Annotated in this window: 19 protein-coding genes; 8 read left to right on the top strand and 11 right to left on the bottom strand. The window is 56.0% G+C overall.

Annotated features, from left to right (window positions below; genetic code table 11):
- Positions 1 to 88: 88 nt before the first annotated feature.
- Positions 89 to 811, bottom strand: coding sequence for a CTP synthase C-terminal region-related (seleno)protein (locus tag ACYX34_RS12120; protein ID WP_462076823.1), 723 nt, complete (start codon positions 809 to 811; stop codon positions 89 to 91).
- 230 nt (positions 812 to 1041) lie between these two features.
- Between ACYX34_RS12120 and ACYX34_RS12115 the strand changes: the two genes are divergently transcribed.
- The 5 genes from ACYX34_RS12115 (at position 1042) to ACYX34_RS12095 (ending at position 4883) form a co-directional block, all read left to right on the top strand.
- Positions 1042 to 1512 carry an N-acetyltransferase family protein gene (locus tag ACYX34_RS12115; RefSeq protein ID WP_462076822.1) on the top strand — a complete coding sequence of 157 codons (471 nt, stop codon included), beginning with the start codon at positions 1042 to 1044 and terminating at the stop codon, positions 1510 to 1512.
- Positions 1513 to 1749: 237 nt separating this feature from the next.
- On the top strand, positions 1750 to 2430 hold the full coding sequence (locus ACYX34_RS12110; protein ID WP_462076821.1) for a Crp/Fnr family transcriptional regulator: 681 nt from the start codon (positions 1750 to 1752) through the stop codon (positions 2428 to 2430).
- A gap of 122 nt (positions 2431 to 2552) precedes the next feature.
- On the top strand, positions 2553 to 2840 hold the full coding sequence (locus ACYX34_RS12105; RefSeq protein WP_462076904.1) for a hypothetical protein: 288 nt from the start codon (positions 2553 to 2555) through the stop codon (positions 2838 to 2840).
- Positions 2841 to 2977: 137 nt separating this feature from the next.
- Positions 2978 to 3214, top strand: a complete 237-nt coding sequence (locus ACYX34_RS12100) for an SHOCT domain-containing protein (protein WP_462076820.1) — start codon at positions 2978 to 2980, stop codon at positions 3212 to 3214.
- A 61-nt stretch (positions 3215 to 3275) separates the two neighbouring features.
- Complete coding sequence (locus ACYX34_RS12095; protein WP_462076819.1) at positions 3276 to 4883, top strand: tetratricopeptide repeat protein; 1608 nt, start codon at positions 3276 to 3278, stop codon at positions 4881 to 4883.
- A 96-nt stretch (positions 4884 to 4979) separates the two neighbouring features.
- Here the strand turns inward: ACYX34_RS12095 and ACYX34_RS12090 are convergent, their stop codons facing one another.
- The 3 genes from ACYX34_RS12090 to ACYX34_RS12080 form a co-directional block, all read right to left on the bottom strand.
- Positions 4980 to 5561, bottom strand: a complete 582-nt coding sequence (locus ACYX34_RS12090) for a hypothetical protein (protein ID WP_462076818.1) — start codon at positions 5559 to 5561, stop codon at positions 4980 to 4982.
- A gap of 89 nt (positions 5562 to 5650) precedes the next feature.
- On the bottom strand, positions 5651 to 6106 hold the full coding sequence (locus tag ACYX34_RS12085; RefSeq protein WP_462076817.1) for a ferritin-like domain-containing protein: 456 nt from the start codon (positions 6104 to 6106) through the stop codon (positions 5651 to 5653).
- A gap of 229 nt (positions 6107 to 6335) precedes the next feature.
- The gene (locus tag ACYX34_RS12080) at positions 6336 to 6617 is read right to left on the bottom strand and encodes a hypothetical protein (protein WP_462076816.1); all 282 of its coding nucleotides are present in this window, start codon (positions 6615 to 6617) and stop codon (positions 6336 to 6338) included.
- Positions 6618 to 6822: 205 nt separating this feature from the next.
- Here ACYX34_RS12080 and ACYX34_RS12075 point away from each other — a divergent pair, with 205 nt between their 5' ends.
- The gene (locus ACYX34_RS12075) at positions 6823 to 7737 is read left to right on the top strand and encodes an AEC family transporter (protein WP_462076815.1); all 915 of its coding nucleotides are present in this window, start codon (positions 6823 to 6825) and stop codon (positions 7735 to 7737) included.
- A gap of 11 nt (positions 7738 to 7748) precedes the next feature.
- On the opposite strand, the gene ACYX34_RS12070 is transcribed toward ACYX34_RS12075, so the two are convergent.
- A complete protein-coding gene (locus ACYX34_RS12070; RefSeq protein ID WP_462076814.1) occupies positions 7749 to 8588 on the bottom strand; it encodes a CBS domain-containing protein in 840 nt (279 codons plus the stop codon).
- A 532-nt stretch (positions 8589 to 9120) separates the two neighbouring features.
- Here ACYX34_RS12070 and ACYX34_RS12065 point away from each other — a divergent pair.
- Positions 9121 to 9450 (top strand): hypothetical protein, encoded by a 330-nt coding sequence (locus ACYX34_RS12065; RefSeq protein ID WP_462076813.1) that lies wholly within the window; start codon positions 9121 to 9123, stop codon positions 9448 to 9450.
- Between the two features lie 210 nt (positions 9451 to 9660).
- On the opposite strand, the gene ACYX34_RS12060 is transcribed toward ACYX34_RS12065, so the two are convergent.
- From ACYX34_RS12060 to ACYX34_RS12050, 3 genes are all read right to left on the bottom strand, one after another.
- Complete coding sequence (locus ACYX34_RS12060) at positions 9661 to 11160, bottom strand: cyclic nucleotide-binding domain-containing protein (protein WP_462076812.1); 1500 nt, start codon at positions 11158 to 11160, stop codon at positions 9661 to 9663.
- The gene (locus ACYX34_RS12055) at positions 11063 to 11605 is read right to left on the bottom strand and encodes a M20 metallopeptidase family protein (RefSeq protein WP_462076811.1); all 543 of its coding nucleotides are present in this window, start codon (positions 11603 to 11605) and stop codon (positions 11063 to 11065) included. Before ACYX34_RS12055 ends, ACYX34_RS12060 begins: the two co-directional genes overlap by 98 nt.
- 61 nt (positions 11606 to 11666) lie before the next feature.
- Positions 11667 to 12152: a macro domain-containing protein gene (locus ACYX34_RS12050; RefSeq protein ID WP_462076810.1), complete on the bottom strand. Its 486-nt coding sequence runs from the start codon at positions 12150 to 12152 to the stop codon at positions 11667 to 11669.
- Positions 12153 to 12268: 116 nt separating this feature from the next.
- On the opposite strand from ACYX34_RS12050, the gene ACYX34_RS12045 reads away from it, so the two are divergent.
- Positions 12269 to 12760 carry a GNAT family N-acetyltransferase gene (locus tag ACYX34_RS12045; protein ID WP_462076809.1) on the top strand — a complete coding sequence of 164 codons (492 nt, stop codon included), beginning with the start codon at positions 12269 to 12271 and terminating at the stop codon, positions 12758 to 12760.
- Positions 12761 to 12848: 88 nt separating this feature from the next.
- Here the strand turns inward: ACYX34_RS12045 and ACYX34_RS12040 are convergent, their stop codons facing one another.
- The 3 genes from ACYX34_RS12040 to ACYX34_RS12030 all read right to left on the bottom strand — a co-directional run bounded on the left by ACYX34_RS12040 (position 12849) and on the right by ACYX34_RS12030 (position 18741).
- A complete protein-coding gene (locus ACYX34_RS12040; RefSeq protein WP_462076808.1) occupies positions 12849 to 14093 on the bottom strand; it encodes an SUMF1/EgtB/PvdO family nonheme iron enzyme in 1245 nt (414 codons plus the stop codon).
- A gap of 458 nt (positions 14094 to 14551) precedes the next feature.
- Positions 14552 to 17725, bottom strand: coding sequence for an efflux RND transporter permease subunit (locus tag ACYX34_RS12035; protein ID WP_462076807.1), 3174 nt, complete (start codon positions 17723 to 17725; stop codon positions 14552 to 14554).
- A complete protein-coding gene (locus ACYX34_RS12030; RefSeq protein ID WP_462076806.1) occupies positions 17722 to 18741 on the bottom strand; it encodes an efflux RND transporter periplasmic adaptor subunit in 1020 nt (339 codons plus the stop codon). The genes ACYX34_RS12035 and ACYX34_RS12030 overlap by 4 nt, the downstream gene beginning before the upstream one ends.
- Positions 18742 to 18948 lie beyond the last annotated feature (207 nt).

Below are 18948 nucleotides of genomic sequence, written 5' to 3'. Positions count from 1 at the left end.
TGTAGCGGCGGTCAAGGAATGGTTGTTCCACATGTCCCCAAAGTACTTCCGCAGAGGAGGCGGGCTGGAGTATGAAAGCGAACGAACTTCAGTGCTCCACTGTATCCTTGACCGAGGTCTCTGCCCGTTTCAAGACAGCCTTCAGGAAGGCCGTTACAAGAGGATGTGGTCGTTCACGAGTCGACCGATGCTGAGGTACAAAGAGAGTCCCGACGAAGAAAGGGTGACCAGGGTGCTCGACGGCACGAACTTCCCCTTCCGCGTCTGATCCGGACACATTGAGCGGCCCCTGCTTCAAAAGAGGAACATACTCAGGGTTCACCCCAAAGTTGCAATAGTATTGCTCCTTCACTGATGTCGCTCCGTAAATAGCAGCCACCTGTGAGCCGGCTACGAGATTCAACTCCATCTCGCGACCTGCCAAGGAACAGGCGAGCCGTGAAATAAACAGGTTCGAGGCATAGGGATCATATTCAGCATGGCCGGAATCCTTCAAACTAAGCACATTGCGGACATATTCCAGCAACATATGTTGGAATCCGCCACACGTGCCCAAGCAGGGGACTCGGTGCTCTCTCGCATACTGAATCGTGCGTAACGTCTTTTCCAAACTCTTGTAAGGGCTGCCTGGCGCAATCCACAGACCTGAATAGTCATTCAAACCCCGCTCATCGATCGCTTGAGTGGAGATCCATTCAACGCCGATGTCCACGCCCAAAAACTTTTTGGAATGTTCAATAGCCGCATCGGTCGCTTGGTGCGGACCATACGAGGGCGTATACTCACCAAGCACCGCGATCAATCGTGGCATAGCGGTTCACCCGACAAGGCTGTGGGTCGGACACATAAAACCACTATCTTCTATGTACGAGACAAAGTCCAGGTACTCACATGGCTCACAAGAACTTGGGTAGGCGCCCCATGCTGAATGATTTTGTCGTATTGGAGTGAAACCAGCTTCTTAGACACTTGGACTATCAAAGGTCCGATTCGTCATTGACGAGACTCAACACAGATCGTAGCGTGACACTGGAGACCACCATGACCGTCCATATTGTTCGCGCTGAAATTCACGACGCAGATGCCGTTGCCACGATGGTGGGTGAACTCTTGCATGACATCATGGCAGCGGTGAACGACAAGGTCTTTGGATTTAATCATGCTGAAACCGAGGAGCGAGCTCGGTCATGGATGAAGCAGGGCTTGTACACTGTCTTGCTTGCGCAACTAGACTCCAAACCGGTTGGGTTTCTGGCGTTGTATGAAAGCTATGCCCTGTACACGGAAGGTGTGTATGGAACGATCCCGGAATTCTATGTCCGATTGCCATATCGCTCGAAAGGGATAGGATCCGCACTCCTGGCCGAGGCCAAACTGATTGGTGAGGGACGGGAGTGGAAACGTCTCGAAGTGACAACACCGCCTCTACCGCAGTTCGATCGGTCTCTGACCTTTTACCAGCGGAATGGGTTTACTATTTCAGGGGGACGAAAGTTGAAACTGGTTCTGTGAGGAGACCCGTAGTCCAATTGGAGCGAACTGGATGCGAGATCGCCAGCGTCGAGGCTCTCGACGGTTGTCCCTCAACGAGGAAGACGCTATCAGTGACGTGACGAGTTCTCCATCTATTTTCCCCACTGTCTTTCTGTGCTTCATAGCTGGTCGCATTGAAATATCGATCTTCAGCTGTTTACACATCGTTCGGCCAATCAATCGAAGCCAAGAGCACGATGAAAGGTAGCACAAGCGATGAAGAAGCCGGAAGAGTTGAAAGGGTGTCCCCTTCTGACAGGAATTCCACCAGAAGATCTCCGTCGGGACTGTCCGACGGCTCGGATTGTGGCGATCCGGCACCGTGGCGCCATTTACCAGCTCGGCGACCCCGGGAAAACTGTCTATTGCGTGCTCCATGGTCAGGTAGCCCTCACGAGGATCAGCCCCGATGGGACGACGCTCACCACGGCGGTGTTGGGAGCGGGTGACTTCTTTGGCGCCGCCCTGAGTCGTGCCGCTGAAGCCGAAGACACAGCGAGCGCAATTGGGGCTGTCTCCATCTGGCAAGCGCCGATTGATGAGTTCCAGTGCCTGTTACTGCACCATCCCGCTGTCGCCTTGGAATGTGTCTCGCTGCTCGCGCAGCGCCATCGCCGGATGGAACGCAGGCTCGAAAGCTTCGCGTTCAAACGAACCGAGGCCCGGCTCGCCGAGATCTTCCGAGAGCTGTCAGGAGGCTTTGCCACCCGTTGCACTCATGGCTTTGGGCAACATCTTCGTCTCACACAACAAGAGTTGGCCGATCTCGTGGGAGCGACAAGACCAGTGGTGAGTACGATGCTCAATAAACTCCGTGACCAAGGGGTGCTGGCATACAGCCGCGAGTATGTCTGCGTGCGGGACATCAAGGAAATCGACAAGTTAATCGATTCTTAAAAAAGCTCCGGAACTGTTATCTAGAGAACATCGCAATTCTGCCGTACCTGTTAGCTTGAACATACGCTCTCATGACGAGAGCGGCGGCGCGGCGATTCCGCGCACACTGACAGGAGGCCATGATGAGCAAAGCGTATCTGGAGATTACATTGAAGATCCCGGCGGAGAATCGCGCGAAGGCGGCGGCAGTCTACACAAAATATAAGAATCCCTTTCTCACGACGATTTGTGGCGCGGAATCTAAGGAACTCTTGGTGCGTGAGGAGGATGTACAGGTGCTTCACGGATTTACTGCACGAGCGTCAGCCGAGAGCTATCTGAAAAGCACTCTCTTCGGCAATGATGTGGTGAGAGAGTTGAAGCCCTTTCTCGCGGCGGAACCGGAGATCCGGATTTACGAATCCCAATAAATACTATCTGCTTATCCAGCGGACGGCGTTGATGCGCCGCCCGTTGGATGGACACGTAACTTTAAGAAAGCGGGATACACAATAGTAAATCCTGATAACGGTATCTGCGAAGCGCCTATAACGGCGCGGGAGGAACAATGAATGCCTGGACAGCCTGCTGGCAGGGAATGACATGGATGTGGATCTTCCCCTTGCTGCTTTTCATCATGATGATCGGCACGGCTATTATGCTCTGGCGGCGCGGGATGATGCCCGGCTGTGGAAAGATCGGGCACCATGGGCACGAAACTCCACGACAGATTCTTGATCGTCGCTATGCCAGCGGAGAACTCAGGAAAGAGCAGTATGACCAGATGAAACAGGGTTTGGCGTGATACGGAAAGCTCGGAATCACCAGTCGACTGGCTAGCTGAATTGATACTCAACGAGGTGATCATGAATATCATAGGGCGAACCATGGCACTAATATCGACGCTCATTGCCCTTGCGGGAGCACCGGCGGTGAGCGCACACGATGCAGATACACACGAGGCTCAGCTTGGCGACCTGCATTTCCAAGTTGAATGTAATGCGGAGGCACAGGCCCAGTTCAATGTGACGATGGCTTACTACTACTCGTTTCAATGGCAACAGGCCATGGCCACGGCGGACCGGGTACTCAAAGCCGATCCCCATTGCGGGATGGCTCATTTGGCTAAGGCTTTGGCGATGCTCGATAACCCATTTGTCTGGCCCGTCTCTCTGTCCGAGAACGCGATGACGGAAGGGCCGACGTTGCTTGAGGCTGCTCGTAAGGCAGGGCTCAAGAGCCAGCGAGAGCGCGAGTATGTGGCAGCATTCGAGGTGTTGTTTCATGGTCTGAAAAAACAGAACTATCGCGAACGGGCCGACGCATTCGAAGCGGCGATGGCCCAACTGGCGCAGCGCTATCCAGAAGATACGGAGGCAACGGTCCTGTATGCCCTCTTCCTTTCGGCGAATTTTGATCCTGCGGATAAGCGGTTCACTCATCAACTCCAAGCTGCCAAGTTGCTGGAACCGCTCTTCGTCAAGCAACCCAATCATCCCGGTGTCGCACATTACCTCATCCACAGCTATGACTATCCACCGCTGGCCCGTTACGGAATTGGGGCGGCGAGGAAGTATGCGACCATCGCCCCGGACGCCCCTCATGCGCTGCATATGCCCTCGCATATCTTCACGCTCATGGGACTCTGGGAAGAGTCGATCGATACCAACCGTAAGGCGGTTGCGACGGCGGACGATACGATAACGCATGATGGGCATCATGCCTCCGACTACATGGTCTATGCCCATCTCCAGTTACATCAGGAGCGGGCGGCACGAGCCATTGCGGAGCAGGAGCGAACCAAAACAGGCATCGATAAGGTGGCGGTTGCCTACGCCTATGCCGCTATTCCCGCGAGGGTCGCGCTTGAACGATCAGACTGGCAGGAGGCCGCGAATTTGCCGCTCTTTCCTAAGCAGGAAGCGTATCCATGGAAGAAGTATCCGCAGGCAGAAGCAGTGAATGCTTTCACCCGCGGTGTTGGTTCTGCCATGAGCGGAGAGCTAGACAAATCGAGCATCGAACTGAAGCGGTTGATCGAACTTCGCGAGACGGCAGCCGCAATGGGATTGACGTACTGGGCCGATCAGATCGACATACAGGTCCAAATCGTACAGGGACTCATCGCCTTCGCGCAAGGGAAGCACGACGAAGCGCTGACCATCTTGCGCCGAGCGGCAGATTGTGAAGATGCGAGTGCAAAAAGTGTCGTCACTCCGGGGCCGATTCTTCCCGCGCGCGAGATGTTGGCCACGGCACTGAAACGTGCTGGCAAACCGGTCGAGGCTCTGGCTGAGTTCGAAAAGGTGCTTGAGCGACAGCCCAATCGATATCGCGCGATGGCAGGGGCGGCTCAAACTGCCAAACAAGCGAGCAATGAACACAAGGCAGAATACTACTCAAAGCAACTGCCACGGTTGGTCGATCAGGCCGACAGCTCATGCATGACAGAGAAAGATGACTGTTCCAATTAACATGCGGCTGCAGCCAAGGCCATTACCTTCTTGCTCAGTGACGAGAGCAACCGGGTGCCTGGTGCGATTTGGGATGCGGATTTTTTCAGCATCCTGTTAAAACAGCGGGTGATGTGGAGCCGATGCAAAGGGGGCAGCAGCCGGCACTTCGCCGGCATTGCCCAGAAATCGCCAGTTCTCACCGTCTTTTATCAAATAGTGGACTTCACGGAACCAGCTGTCGATGGTCACTCGCTTTCTGCTCTGTTCATCGGTCCCGTACAACCCGCCCGTGCAGGTCACCTCTACTCGTAGCGTCCCATCCACGTTCAGTACCTTGATATCGGAAAACAAATGGAGCGACTCGAGCGCCTTATAGTGCTCGAATACTTCGCCCCAAACCCGTCGGACGTCCGCTTGTTTCAACCCGTGGTAGTCGTAAGACGGAGCATAAAACTGCATGAGGGTATCGATCTCTTCTTGTTGTAGCCCCGACTCTGCCCGCTCAAATGCCGCAACCACCCCTTTCACCACCGGATGATGCAGCAAACTGTTGTGTCCACTGATCTTCTTGCCCTCCACAAAGAGCACCGTTTCCGGCAACACCTGCACCTTGGCCCACACCGCCCTCACCCCCGCTAGCGAGCACAAGATCAGACCAAGACCAATCGCCACATTCATCTTGCGATATCGGCGCATCGGCACCTCCATCAGCGATAGCACATCACCTGCTATAAGATGCTGCACCACATGTTATTGGCACGCTGTCTTTCCCATTGCCTGAAGGGTTATGAGCGAAACGGCCGAACATCACCTGACTTCCGCAACATCTTGTTGACCTCGTCAAGGTGCAGTTCTTCATCGACGATCATTTCTCGCGCAAACTCTTCCAGTAGGACTGATTTTCCTTCGGAGATTTTCAGAAGTTCGTAATAGGCGTCGACAGCGCCCTTCTCGTGCTCCAAGCTTTCCCGCAGAATATCTCCCACATCATGCTTCTCGGTTTCCAGCAGCGTTCCAATCTTCAGCGACGGATGGCCGCCGAGTAAGGTGACTAGTTCCCCGGCTTTATGCGCGTGGGCAAGGCTCTCGTCGGCATTACTTTTCAGCCACGACACGATTGGAATGCGGTTATAGCCGTAGATCATGAGCGAGTAATGCGTATACCGTACCACTCCCGCTAATTCATGCTCCATAATCCGGTTCAGAATCTCCACCGCTCGTTGTGTGTCCTGATCGTTCATCAGATACCTCCAATGACATATACTCGTTATACTCGTACTGCATAACCTCTGCTTACCGAAGTTAACCTTCGTATCACGATAAGGCCCTGTTAGCCACTTGATTGAAGAAGGCTGCCACTCACTATCTATGACTCTGAACAATCAACGAACATTGGAAGGCCCAAACGAGTTGGTGGAGATTTGCGAGGACCAGGTAGCGGGCCATCATCTTTGCGCATGATCGCTGACTTTACCGCACCTGCATCAGGAAATAGGCGATGCCGGCCGCCACAATCAACACCCCCGCCATCCATCCGATGAATCTCCGTTTGGCCGTTGCGAGCACCTGATCAATCTTCTTCTTAAGGGCCGGCTGTGTGCCGATGTAGGTGACCACCAGCTCCTTCGCTTCCGCCATCCCGATACCCCGCTCCTTGCGTACGAGGTTGATCGCTCCGACCACATTGCCCTGCCACAGGGCCTCGATGGCGGCTTTGGAAAGACGTACGGCACGATCTGGTTTGCTTGCCATATCAGGTATATCGACGAAACAAGGGGGCCATCACATTCGCCTGACCGTGTGCCAGAGCCCCTTACTCTGATCCTGGTCCCTCTTCTGTTCCTCTCTTCTAAGTCTAACGTGCTGAAGAATCAAGCGCTCTGAAATACCCATCCAAGAAGACATTGCATCGCGCGCAGAGAGAACGGCATCATGTCCTTCTCGTTCATCGACCGCTATGCCTCTGTCTCTTCACGTCTTCGTCGTCACGTTTGTCGTCGGAATCTTCCTCCGATCCCGTGGCATCTTGACCAAAGCGCATGCCGAACGGTTGGCCACTTTTGTGTTCTCCGTCAGTCTGCCGGCGACGATCCTCGTCTCGCTTGATCCGGTCGCTCTGACATCGACAGCGTGGAAACTCCCGTTGGCCGCCTGCCTCATTACGCTTCCGATGGTCGTCTGCTCCTGGCGGCTGGCCCGGCTCCTCTCACTTTCACGTGAGACGCAAGGTGGGTTCGTCTTGGCCACGAGCTCCATCAATTCCGTCTATTTTGCCTTTCCCGTCATTCTAGCCACATTCGGTGAAGAGGGTCTGACATACGCCGTGCTCTTCGATCTCGGTCAAACGACGCTGACCCTCACCGTCCTCTACGGTCTCGCGGTTTGGCACAGCACTCAGACTGCCACCCGTAGGTCGGCTGCGATCCGTTTCCTGTTGTCGCCGCCTTTATGTGCCCTGGCTTGCATTCTCGCCATCAAATTGTCAGGACAGCATCTCCCTCTCCGGCTCATTGAGCTACTCAAACCATTGCACTTCACGACGACACCACTTGCCAGTCTGGTGCTCGGTCTCTCGATCAGTTTCTCCACGATCCGGCGAACGGCGCGTCTGGCCACAGTGGGTGTGGCTACACGGATCGGTGGCGGGCTCCTGTTCGGATTGACGACCGTGCGGATATTGGGACTGACGGGAGTGGAACGAGCAGTCGTGGTCCTGATCGCCATGATGCCCTCGGCAGTCAGCGCCTTGATCATCGCAGCAGAAACGCAGCTCGATGAGGAACTGGCGGCCTCGATCGTTGCCCTTTCCATTTGTCTCGGCGTGCTGATGCTCCCCTGGCTTCCTCAGCTGGCCGTGATGCTGTTGGAATGATTCCCTATTTCCTATGACGGCTTGCTGAGAAACCTGGGACGATCCCGAACAGCGACCATTTTCACGAGATCCCGCACCGAGAGCACCCCGACGATCTTCCCGCTTTCCGTCACGGTTAAGTGCCGCACGCCCTGTTCGGCCATCGCCTTACTGGCGTCGCGGACCGTACGATTGACATCAATGCTGAGCAGCGGCGAGCTCATCACGGCACTGACATGCGTGTGCTCTGCTGCGCGATTGATCGCAAGCCCTCGCCGAACCAGGTCGCACTCCGTCACGATGCCGACGATCTCACCCGCTTCAATGGTCAACAAGGATCCGAGCCGTTTCTCACACATCAGCTGAGCCGCAGTGAGAAGAGACGCGTCGCTCGGAATTGTCGCGAATGTGGTTGCCATCAGAACGCTCAACGGACGGTAGACCTTCTCAAGGTCACTGACTGGGCCGCTCTCCACATCCACGAACGATCGCACCAGATCCCGCACGGAGATGATCCCGACAATCTCTCCGGCCTCCACCACACAGAGGTGACGGATATGATTGGTTTCCATCACATGGCTGGCATCCAACATGGTACGGTCACCTGTGATCGTCAGAATGGGACTGACCATCACCTGACTTGCCGCCGTCGCCATGGGATCTAATCCCGCGGCAAGGACTTTCCGCACGAGATCTGTCTCCGTCAGAATACCGATTGGCCCTCGGGTGGGATCATCCGACTCAACCAATAGACAGCCGATCCGCTTGATGCTCATTCGTTCGGCCACAGCCATAACCGTCGCCTTCTGTGAGACGACCTCCAGATAGCGATGCATAAACTCCTTCACGGACCCGCCCCCATGCTCACCCATCTCGACTCCTTGTCTCACGATAAGGTTGTTAACTCTTTCAATAGAACATCCACCGGGACCTTGTCAGAAATCCCTGGCGACCACTATACCCGATTGCTGATACGACTATGAAGGAGCACGGCCCTGATCAGTACGAAAGACTTCTCATCTCGTCAAGGTCACCCCCGTCACGATGTCAAAACCCTCCCCCCCACCGCTCAAGTTTCATCCGTATTCCAGGCATGGCAAAGGGCCATCGCTTTCGGAACATATCCCTTCGCGTGAAGCCTTTCTCAGGGGGGAACCGGCCGTTTCAAACCGACTCTCTCGTTACGTTAAAGTACTAGATTCATTTGCCTTCACCTCCTTCACTTTTACGGCTTCCATGACATCCCCCTGGCCTAGCATCTCGAACGGCCCCCACCACCATAACCTCTTATACTTACTTATGAATCCACCGAGTCCCAGGAGCAATTCCAATCTGCCTCTCGATCGTTGTCCCTCATGGCACTCAACTTGCTTCAAAGCCTTGATACAAAGGACTTGCGCCCCTATGACCGAACAAATGGGACAACCGATGCCCCCTATTACTGAGCGAATTGAATGGTGTCGACAACGATCGAGACAGGCTCGGAGTGAGCCGGAGGCGGATGCCTGGCAAGCCGAAGCGGACGGGCTTCGAGACGCGGTGATGAATCGAGACCACAGCGTCGACTATCAGCTCTGTTCCGCTGAAATTCGAGGACGATACCTGCTGGGCCTTCAAGATGGGATCGCTATGCTGCAAACCACACGTATGAAACATGCCAATCGTGCGGCTGACCCGAGAATTCCACAACAAGCTCCACAGGTGGAGCGAATGACACAATCGGGAGATGAATGATGAATTGCCAACGATGCAATGGGCTCGCGGTCTATGACGACAGCTTTCTCGTACAAACTGGTTCATCCTCCGTGGTTCACGCCTGGCGTTGCGTCAACTGCGGAATGATCGTCGATGAGGTGATCCATCACAATCGGCAAGTCCTCCTACGACGAAAGGCATCGAACGGTTCCAAGCTTCACCGATATGGCAGTGAGGCTGCATAACAGGCTAGTGTAACAAGCGCCCAGCTGCACTTCGCTCCTGATCCCGCTTCCACTCTCCTGAGCGGAGGAGCTTGTCTCCAAGTCCGATGGCCAAGTTTCTGTAGATAATCACCCCGATATCGGGACGACGTCGAATGAGGTCTTCCAGGTCTTTCCGAGGAAGTTCGGCGACCTCGATCTCTTTCACGGCCATCGCCGTGGCAGAGTGAGGTCTGGCCGACAAGAGAGAGACTTCTCCGCAGGTTTCTCCGGTATGGATGGTGCCCATGATGGCCGGAGAAGGTCCGCCGCTGATGATAACCCGCCCTTGAAGCACCACATAGAGCCGGTCGGTTGGATCATGCTCCGCAAAGAGTCGCTTCCCTCTTCGCATGCTTTTCACCGTGCACACTCCGGCCAACCTGGTCGCCTGTTCGGTATTCATTCCATGAAACAACGGGACCTCTTTGATCGCCCGCGCCATACGAGGCGCGATGACGCACGTCGAAAATCCGCGCATCACGACATCGGCCACGGCTTGAACGGGCCCGGTCAGACCGAGTGGCCCCAAATCTTGTCGTTTGTTCAGCCGTACCATTTTCACGATGTCGAGTCGTTCGACCTGATAGAACACCATGGCGGGCACATAGGCGACCGGAAGGAAGTTCAACTCCAGCAACGTTCGCTGCATGCGTGGCGCATAAGCACTGACGTCGATTTCAATGTATTCACTCCCCATCTCCTCCCGACACGTCCGCTCAAGTTCGACCAGAAGAAAGCGCACGACATCATCGGCCAACGCAATGAGTTCGAATACCCGCACGGTGTGTTCAACCTGGTCCATGGTATAGCCGACCGCCCCGACGACCTGCGTGCCGGAGCGGGCCAAGAAATAGTTGGTCCGGCGGGCTTGCAGCTTGAAGAACCCGTAGTCCAATCGCATCGGCCCAAAGATTTCTCGATTCTTGACTCGCCCTCGTTCAATACGCAGCAGAGCTGGATAGCCCTCGGCTTGCATCTGCTCAAGTCGGTAATCGCCGCCGGACGGATACGAGGCAGAGTCCTCGTCCACGATGAAATCCGGTGTGAGCGGCGGTGTGCCTTCGATCACCGTGACAGAGATCTTCGCCCCGTGTAACTGCCCGATCGATTCGGCGATGCGGCGTACGGAGTTGAGCAACTGTTGGCGGACAGCCGGATCTTGTGCCCGCACCGTTCCTTCCAATTTGGCCTGTCCTGCAATCACGTTCGGTGCAGTTCCTGCGTGAAACTGGCCGACCGAAGCAACCGAAGGCCGGGCCGGATCGACCTCACGGGAGACGATCGTTTGCAGCGCCATGATCATGAGGCTCCCCACCACCACCGCATCGATACTTTCATGCGGTCTGGCTCCATGTGCTCCCTGCCCGATGATCTCAACGGCAAAATTATCCGACGATGCATTGACCGGCCCCTCGCTCACCACAATAGTCCCAGGGTGGTAATGCCGATCCAGATGGGCCACCGAAGATGAGACCAGCCCCATCGAGTGCACCTTCCTTAATCATGGCGATCGCACCGGTCCCCTTTTCTTCCGCCGGTTGAAAAATCAATCGTACCGGTGCCGGCAAGTCTGGCTCTTGAGACAACAACGCTGCAGCGCCGAGCAGCATCGTCGTGTGACCATCGTGCCCGCAGGCATGCATGACGCCACGGTGTACCGACAAAAATTCGAGACCGGTTTCTTCTTGAATGGGGAGCGCGTCCATGTCGGCACGGAGCACCACACAAGGCACTCCGGAATCCCCGGGAATGTCGGCCACGACCCCATGTCCCGCGATGTTCATGCGGTGAGGAATGCCAAAATCGTGAAGAAACTTGCCGATGGCTGAGGCCGTCCGAGTTTCCTGCCCACTCAGCTCAGGATACTGATGGAGCGTTCGTCGTAGAACGACCAACCTGTCATAGAGCTCCGGAGCAATCACTGCCATGGGAGTGGTCTCCAAGCCCAACGTACACAAGGCCGGACCGTTTCACTCGGTCAAGACACCATCATCCTTCTTTTGCCTGTGCACCCGGCTGATAGACCGCATACACATAAACAGGAACGGACAGGTGGCCGAGATGCTTGTCGATCAACGGTTTCACGTCCTTCCAATCCAGTCCACCGACCCCGGTTGCCAGACGCGGCAGCGCGACGCTCTTGACCTTCTCGCTTTCAGCCAACTTGGCGAGTGCCTTGAGACAGTGGTTGACGTTCTCGATCGTAGCTTTCCCCGGTTTGGCTCCATGGCTTGGAGCCGGCTCCTGAGTAAATAGGCTCACGATTCGCACACCACCGGCACCCGCCCAGGCCCATAATTCACCGGCCTTGGGCGTAAATGTTTGGCAATAGTGCCTGAAATCCTTATACATGGCCGGCCACTGTTGCCTCAGGGACAACGCCAGACCGTTCGCGAACCCGTCGTTCGGGGCCACACCGTGCGCCACCAACTCTGCTTTCGACTGTAAAATGTCCCCCGCCACTTCCTTGAGCATAGAACCTCCCCTCCTTGTATGAACCCCGACAGCCTGGCACAATCCACCCTACCGCCTCATGCTGCGGGTGTTTCGTAATCGACCAATCACCCTTGCGAATCCCATCTCATTGCGTTATGAACGTCGAACGTCGTCCCCTAACCAAAGGCCATGCCGTGGTGCATATTCGACCAGCGACTGAAGCAGATTTTCCAGCGATCCTCTCTGTGCAACAATCCGCCTTCGGCGAATACGTCGGTGTCTACACCGTCAGTGGCTGGACGACCGAAACTCTCGAGAGCCTGAAAGAAGATGCGAGGGAGAAACACATTTTCGTCGCAGGCGATCAAGGAGCAATCGTCGGTTCCGTGCGCTTCTGGACGGTGGCCGGCGTCTGTGTCATTCGGTTGCTCTCGGTGCTTCCCACCCATCAGCGCCATGGCGTCGGGAAAGCCCTGATCCGTGAGATTGAACGAGCAGCCATCGATGCACATAAATTTTACGCCTGCACCATGCTGCGTACGCCTCGCAACATTCAATTCTTCATGGGCCTTGGCTATAAGGCTGAGACGATTCTCCCCGATCACTACGATCACCTCGACCTTCTCTGCTTTGCCAAATATCGCTGAGCGGCATCTCTTGAGGAACGGCATGCAATTCCCCATCTCTCAAGGCTCCACCGACGTCCCATGGACATCGCCACCTCGCTGCAAATAGCTACGGCGTCTTTGCGCAACGGAACCCGTATCCGAACTGTCGATTCATCGGTTGGGCATTGAACCGATGCGCAGACCGGAGAAAGTCGGTCACGTATAACCAGGACCCTCCGCGAACGACCTTCTCATCACCTTTTGCCGGCCCGATAGGGTTCTTCTCCGGACTTTTCTTGTAAGAATCATGCTCGTACCAATCAAACACCCACTCCCACGCATTCCCGGCCATGTCATAGATCCCGTAAGGGCTCTTCCCTGCCTCAAACGATCCAACCGGGGACAAGGCCTGATGATCGTCCCAATCCTTTCTCCCGTAATTCGCGTGGAGCCTGGTCGGAGCTTCATTGCCCCAGGGATAAATCCGTCCATCGGTACCCCGCGCCGCTTTTTCCCACTCCGCCTCTGTCGGCAAACGCTTACCGGCCCATTTGCAGTAATTGACCGCATCCTCCCAACTGACGTTGACGACCGGACGTCTCAGATGTTGCGGTTGATTCATGATGCTCCAGTCCGGAGGTTCTTCCATTTCCGTGGCGTCCAAATACCTGGCGTACTGCCCAACCGTCACCTCAAACTTGTCGATCCGGAACGCATTGAGATAAATCTGCCGTACCGGCTTTTCATCATCTCCGAGCGTGCTCCCTCGGGTGAACGTCCCCGCCGGGACCAACACCATCTGCCGATCGAGGTTATCAGCGTCCCCCATCCCTCCGGACGCCCCGGCAGAGACTTGTTTCTTCGCCCCAGACAGAGACCGCGGAAGTTTGGCCTGGAGCTGTTGGTGAAGGGCCTGCTGTTCACTATTCAGGCCCATTTCATCGGCGCTTTCCAACGTCTCCTGGGCTTGCTTCATCTTTCCACCGGCCACCAACGCCTTCGCTTCGTGCAGGAGCCTCCAAGCCGTTGTCTCTTCCCGTAACCGCCAGACCTTCGCTTTGGTCTTGGGCAAATAGGATTTTGTCGGCCCGGATTTGGCATCCAGATCCAGCGCAGCCTCGTAGTGTTCCTCCGCGCAGGTCCAAGCCTCAAGGGCTCGACAGGCTTCGGCGAGATTGAAATGTGCCTGGATATTCGACGGATCCTTCTGGATACCGGCCTCCAACGCCGTGCGTGCCTCTACGTACTGTTTGTTTTTCAATAAGTTGTCCCCCTTGGAGAATTCCTGATCTCCGGCCCCGGCAGCCTGCACGGCAGCTCCCGAACCGATAAAGAGGCACAACAAGGTCATACTCGCCAACACGTGTCTCATAAACGCCCCCTTCCCCATTCTAACTGATTGCCCTGTGGATTCGGCCTCGCCTGCCAGCGAAGGTCTTCAGCCCGGACCGGCCTGGCAGACTTGCTAAGGACTACCTACAAGTTTAGTGCCTGACTGTGACGGCACTCCTGTTTCGTTCATCAGACAGACTCCTTGGTCATCGACTGCGCGCATTGAGGGAGCACATTCCAATTGTGCGACCTCCCTCTTCCATACCTTTCCCAAGCAGGCAGGTTCGTTGGTCCGCAACTGCGCGTATGGAACAAGCACCAACCATCTTTCCTTTCCCTCTCATAAACAGGTGGGGAGGTGAGCATTTCGATGGCGACATGGCGCACCTCAATTAGTCGGTAGCCTCCGCCTGCATTACCAAGTATCTGTTCAAATTGCTGAACCAGTTACGAGCGCATCATGGCGCCACAAAATACTCATCTGCCCACCTGCCCCCCTCACACCCATTCCGGCACCTCCTCTTTCCTGACCGTCTGTTCGGCAAATACACTGTAGAGAGTAGGCAGGACGACCAATGTCAGTGCCGTCGACGTAAAAACCCCACCGATGACGACGCTGGCAAGCGGACGTTGCACCTCGGCCCCGATCCCTTGGGCCAGCGCCAGCGGCAGTAGTCCAAGCAATGTGGTCATCATCGTCATCACAACCGGACGAAGTCGCAGGCTGCACCCAGCCAGAATCGCGTCATCAATGGACTGTCCTTCATGGCGCAGCTGGTTAATGTAGGAGACCAGTACGATCCCATTGCCCACCGCGAGTCCAAACAGCTCAATAAAACCAATAGAAGCCGGGACGCTCAGATACTGGCCACTTACCCACAGCGACAGGACCCCGCCGATCAATGCAAAGGGAAGATTGAGGATGATCATGGTTGCGTCGCGCAACGAATGAAATGCCCAAAAGAGGAAAAAGAAGACCAGCGCCAGTGTAATCGGCACAACAATCAGCAATCGTGCGTTGGCCCGCTCCATATTTTCGAACGCACCGCCCCATACGATGCTATACCCCTCCGGCAAATGGAGTACCGCGGCCAGCTTTGCTCGCCCTTCATCCACCACACCCCCGATATCACGGCCGACAACGTTAAAGCCGATGTAGATGCGGCGCTTGACCTGCTCGCGACTGATACGAGCCGGGCCCTCCCGCATGTCGATCTTGGCCAAGTCGCTCATGGGAATGAGCGCCCCGGTCGCAGCTTTCACGCGGATTTCTCCAATGGCTGTCACGCTATTTCGGTACGGTTCCGGAAATCTCAGGCTGAGCTCAAACCGGCGCTCGCCTTCATAGACCTGTGTTGCCGCTCTCCCCCCGATCGCGGTGGTGACGAGCTCCTGCACGTCAGCCACGTTGATGCCGAAACGGGCGATCTTTTGCCGATCAATGTCGATCATCACATAGGGCTGTCCGGCAACCTGTTCGACCTTGATATCCTTCACCCCGTTGATCTGTTGCATCAACAGGGCAATCTCCTTCGCCTTGTCGCGAAGCACATCGAGATCGTCTCCAAACAACTTAATGGCGCATTGGGTCCTGATACCGGAAATCAACTCATCCACCCGCTCTTGAATCGGCTGGCTCATGAGGACGGAGATACCGGGAATCTCCGCCAGCTTTTTCCTCATCGCGTCCGTCAATCCCGATTGAGTCGTGGCCGTCTTCCATGTGCTTCGGTCGTGCAGAGACACGATCGGATCGCTCTCATAGAGATCTTCCGGATGGTAGGGAATTTCCGCTCGCCCGATCCTACTCACCGCCGTCTTCACTTCAGGAAACTCCAACATGGCTTTTTGGGTCTGCTTCTCCAACTCTATGGACTCGGAGAGCGACACACTCGGCAGCTTCACGACTTGGGGGGTCAGGGACCCTTCCTCAAGAAGTGGAATAAACTCCCGCCCCACGAACGGCACAAGGGTGAGACTGCCCAACACGATCGCTGTTGAGCCGGCCAGAATCAGTCCGCGGTGGCGGAGGGTCCATTCCAACACCGGCAGATACCGTTGTTTCATCCAGAGCGTCACGCGCGTTTCTTTCGGATGGTCTCCTCGCAAGAGGAGAGAGGCCAGCACTGGCGACAGGGTCAGCGTCACCGCGACCGAGGCTACCAGCGCGATCACCAGCGTGTAGGCCAACGGCGCGAACATCTTGCCCTCCATTCCTTGCAGGGTCATAAGCGGCAAAAAGACGACGCTGATGATCAGAATGCCGAACAGGATCGGCCGCCCGACTTCCTTGGCGGCATGGAGAATGACGCTGAGTCTGCTTTCCTCCGAAGCCCCGCTGTGTTGGGCCAGGTGTCGATAGGCATTTTCCACCATGACCAGGGATCCGTCGGCGATCTCACCGATGGCGATCGCCAGCCCCCCAAGCGTCATCAAGTTAGCCGAAAGTCCGAGCCGCTCCATGGCGATAAAGGTCACAAGCGGCGTGACGATCAACGTGACGGTCACGATGATGGCGCTACGGACATGGCCCAGGAAGAACACAAAGACAAAGACCACCAGTACAATCCCTTCGAGCAGCGCATCGCGTACCGTATTGATGGCGGCATTCACCAGTTCGATACGGTCGTAGAAGGGAATCAGTTTCGTCCCTGCCGGGAGTGTATTGCTCTGCTGCAGATCCGCCACTTTCGTTTTGACGGCCTCAACCACCTGACGGGCATTACCTCCACGAAGCATAAGGACCGTTCCGATCACGACTTCACGCGCTCCGTTGAGAACGACCGCGCCATGGCGAACGGCGTGGCCGATGCGGACCTCTGCCACATCGCGAACGAAGACCGGCGTCCCACCGACTTCTTTGACGATGATAGACTCGATATCACCCACCGTTTTGATGAGCCCGATGCCCCGCACGATTGCACGTTCGGCATGCCGCTCCAGGACATTACCCCCGGCATTCGCATTGTTCTTGACCGCAGCTTCGTAGATCTGGTGGAGCGTGATGTCGAACTTGCGCAGCTTGGCTGGATCGACCACGACCTGGTACTGTTTGACAAACCCACCCATCCCGTTCACATCGATCACCCCAGGGACACTCTTCAGCTGGGGACGCAGGACCCACTCCTGCAACGTGCGCTGGTCGGTCAGCTCCGTCTGGATGACCATGGCATCAGTCGTCGCATCAGACCCTGTCCTGAGCCGACCGTCCTGAGCTTGTCGAAGGGTCGAAGGGCCTTCGAGATAGTAGTGAAAGACCTCGCCCAACCCGGTGGTGACGGGAGCCATCACTGGGTCAAGCCCCTCCGGGAGTCGCTCCTTTGCCGCCATGATCCGCTCAAGAACCAACTGCCGCGCAAAATAGACATCCACGTTGTCGTTGAACACGACGGTGATTTGAGAGAGGGCGAACTTGGAAAGAGACCGGATCTCCGCTAATCCAGGCAGCCCGGTCAACTGAAGTTCGAGCGGATAGGTAATGAAGCGCTCGACCTCCACCGGCGAGAGACCCGCGGCTTCGGTCAGTACCTGCACCTGGATATTGGTCACGTCGGGATAGGCATCGATGGGAATCAACTCGAAGGCAAATACGCCCATGACGGACAACAGACAAGCCAGGCCGATGACCAGAATCCGTTGCTTCAGTGAGAATGCTAGAAGGGAGACGATCATGGCGTGGGCTCGATTTTATGTCGCTCCATTTCAGACTTCAGGACGAAGGAGCCTTTCGTCACGACCTGTTCCCCCGCCTTGACCCCCTCCAATACCCTGACCACATCCCCGTCTTCGTTCCCCAGCTTGACCGTCCGTGCCTCGAACTCGCCGGCCTCCTGTTGGACGAAGACCATCTTGCCGGTCGATCCATCCTGGACAGCCGAAAGCGGGACACTCAGCGCATCTGGACTTGATGTGGACATCACACTGACGATGGCGAACATTTCTGGCTTCAACAATCGATCGGGGTTCGAGACTGTAACCCGCAGACTCATGGTGCGCGTGGCTGGGTCGAGGACGTCTCCAATATAGGTAATGATCCCGGTGAAGAGGGCATGGGGATAGGCCGCCAACACCACGTTGACGTGCTGGTCCTTGCGGATGAATCGGACGTCTTTTTCGGGCACGTTACCGATCACCCATACGTCGGTGAGATTGGCCACGGTGAAGAGCTTCTGGTCTGTTTCGACGACTTCTCCCTTCGTGATGTTTCGTGTGATGACCCGGCCGTCAAACGGTGCGTGCAAGGGCATGTCGGCCTTGATCGTATGCTCGCGATCCAGCCTATTAATTTCTTCGCGCGGCACACCGAGCAGCTCCAGACGATTCCTGGTCTCACGGGCTTCGGCCCTGGCGGCCTTCATGGCTGCCTCACGCCGCTGCAATTCAGCAAGGCTGACCGCCTTGTTCTCATACAACTCTGTGGCTCGCACATGGGATCGTTCTGCTTCCTCCAGCCTGGCCCCTGATTTGAGGTATTCACCCTCCGCCACACCGAGGTCGACGCTGTGGAGCAGAGCCAAGAGCGTGCCTTTTTTCACGTCTTGCCCGACATCGACATAAACCCTCACAACTCGGCCACGAATCAGGGCCGTGACCTCAGCCAATTCGTTGTGGTTGGCTTGAACGGTGGCGGGAAATTCACGATGGGAAAGGATCTCTCCCCGCGCCACCGGCGAGAGCTCCAACTGCATTCGGGATAACTCTTCCGGGGTCAGACGCAACAGTCGTGATGATGCAGGAGACGGGTTGTGCGCGATGGAAGTGGTATCGATCGCCTTGTTCTCACAAGCCGACCCTATCGCAAGGACGAGACAGATCCCCAGACCTCGACAACTGGCTTGTAAGAACTGTCCTCTGCTGTATGGTGCCACTTGACTATCCCCCCATGAACAACTCCT

Source organism: Nitrospira sp. CMX1 (genome assembly GCF_054902215.1).
This window is presented reverse-complemented; position numbering and strand designations above follow the sequence as displayed.

What these genes read in the sequence shown, in the direction of transcription:
- ACYX34_RS12105 (WP_462076904.1), top strand. Translation starts at nt 2,553, where the DNA reads ATGAGCAAAGCGTATCTGGAGATTACATTGAAGATCCCGGCGGAGAAT.
- ACYX34_RS12035 (WP_462076807.1), bottom strand. Translation starts at nt 17,725, where the DNA reads ATGATCGTCTCCCTTCTAGCATTCTCACTGAAGCAACGGATTCTGGTC.
- ACYX34_RS12100 (WP_462076820.1), top strand. Translation starts at nt 2,978, where the DNA reads ATGAATGCCTGGACAGCCTGCTGGCAGGGAATGACATGGATGTGGATC.
- ACYX34_RS12030 (WP_462076806.1), bottom strand. Translation starts at nt 18,741, where the DNA reads ATGCAGTTGGAGCTCTCGCCGGTGGCGCGGGGAGAGATCCTTTCCCAT.
- ACYX34_RS12065 (WP_462076813.1), top strand. Translation starts at nt 9,121, where the DNA reads ATGACCGAACAAATGGGACAACCGATGCCCCCTATTACTGAGCGAATT.
- ACYX34_RS12090 (WP_462076818.1), bottom strand. Translation starts at nt 5,561, where the DNA reads ATGCGCCGATATCGCAAGATGAATGTGGCGATTGGTCTTGGTCTGATC.
- ACYX34_RS12050 (WP_462076810.1), bottom strand. Translation starts at nt 12,152, where the DNA reads ATGCTCAAGGAAGTGGCGGGGGACATTTTACAGTCGAAAGCAGAGTTG.
- ACYX34_RS12080 (WP_462076816.1), bottom strand. Translation starts at nt 6,617, where the DNA reads ATGGCAAGCAAACCAGATCGTGCCGTACGTCTTTCCAAAGCCGCCATC.
- ACYX34_RS12075 (WP_462076815.1), top strand. Translation starts at nt 6,823, where the DNA reads ATGCCTCTGTCTCTTCACGTCTTCGTCGTCACGTTTGTCGTCGGAATC.
- ACYX34_RS12085 (WP_462076817.1), bottom strand. Translation starts at nt 6,106, where the DNA reads ATGAACGATCAGGACACACAACGAGCGGTGGAGATTCTGAACCGGATT.
- ACYX34_RS12055 (WP_462076811.1), bottom strand. Translation starts at nt 11,605, where the DNA reads ATGGCAGTGATTGCTCCGGAGCTCTATGACAGGTTGGTCGTTCTACGA.
- ACYX34_RS12095 (WP_462076819.1), top strand. Translation starts at nt 3,276, where the DNA reads ATGAATATCATAGGGCGAACCATGGCACTAATATCGACGCTCATTGCC.
- ACYX34_RS12115 (WP_462076822.1), top strand. Translation starts at nt 1,042, where the DNA reads ATGACCGTCCATATTGTTCGCGCTGAAATTCACGACGCAGATGCCGTT.
- ACYX34_RS12060 (WP_462076812.1), bottom strand. Translation starts at nt 11,160, where the DNA reads ATGGGGCTGGTCTCATCTTCGGTGGCCCATCTGGATCGGCATTACCAC.
- ACYX34_RS12120 (WP_462076823.1), bottom strand. Translation starts at nt 811, where the DNA reads ATGCCACGATTGATCGCGGTGCTTGGTGAGTATACGCCCTCGTATGGT.
- ACYX34_RS12040 (WP_462076808.1), bottom strand. Translation starts at nt 14,093, where the DNA reads ATGAGACACGTGTTGGCGAGTATGACCTTGTTGTGCCTCTTTATCGGT.
- ACYX34_RS12070 (WP_462076814.1), bottom strand. Translation starts at nt 8,588, where the DNA reads ATGGGTGAGCATGGGGGCGGGTCCGTGAAGGAGTTTATGCATCGCTAT.
- ACYX34_RS12110 (WP_462076821.1), top strand. Translation starts at nt 1,750, where the DNA reads ATGAAGAAGCCGGAAGAGTTGAAAGGGTGTCCCCTTCTGACAGGAATT.
- ACYX34_RS12045 (WP_462076809.1), top strand. Translation starts at nt 12,269, where the DNA reads ATGAACGTCGAACGTCGTCCCCTAACCAAAGGCCATGCCGTGGTGCAT.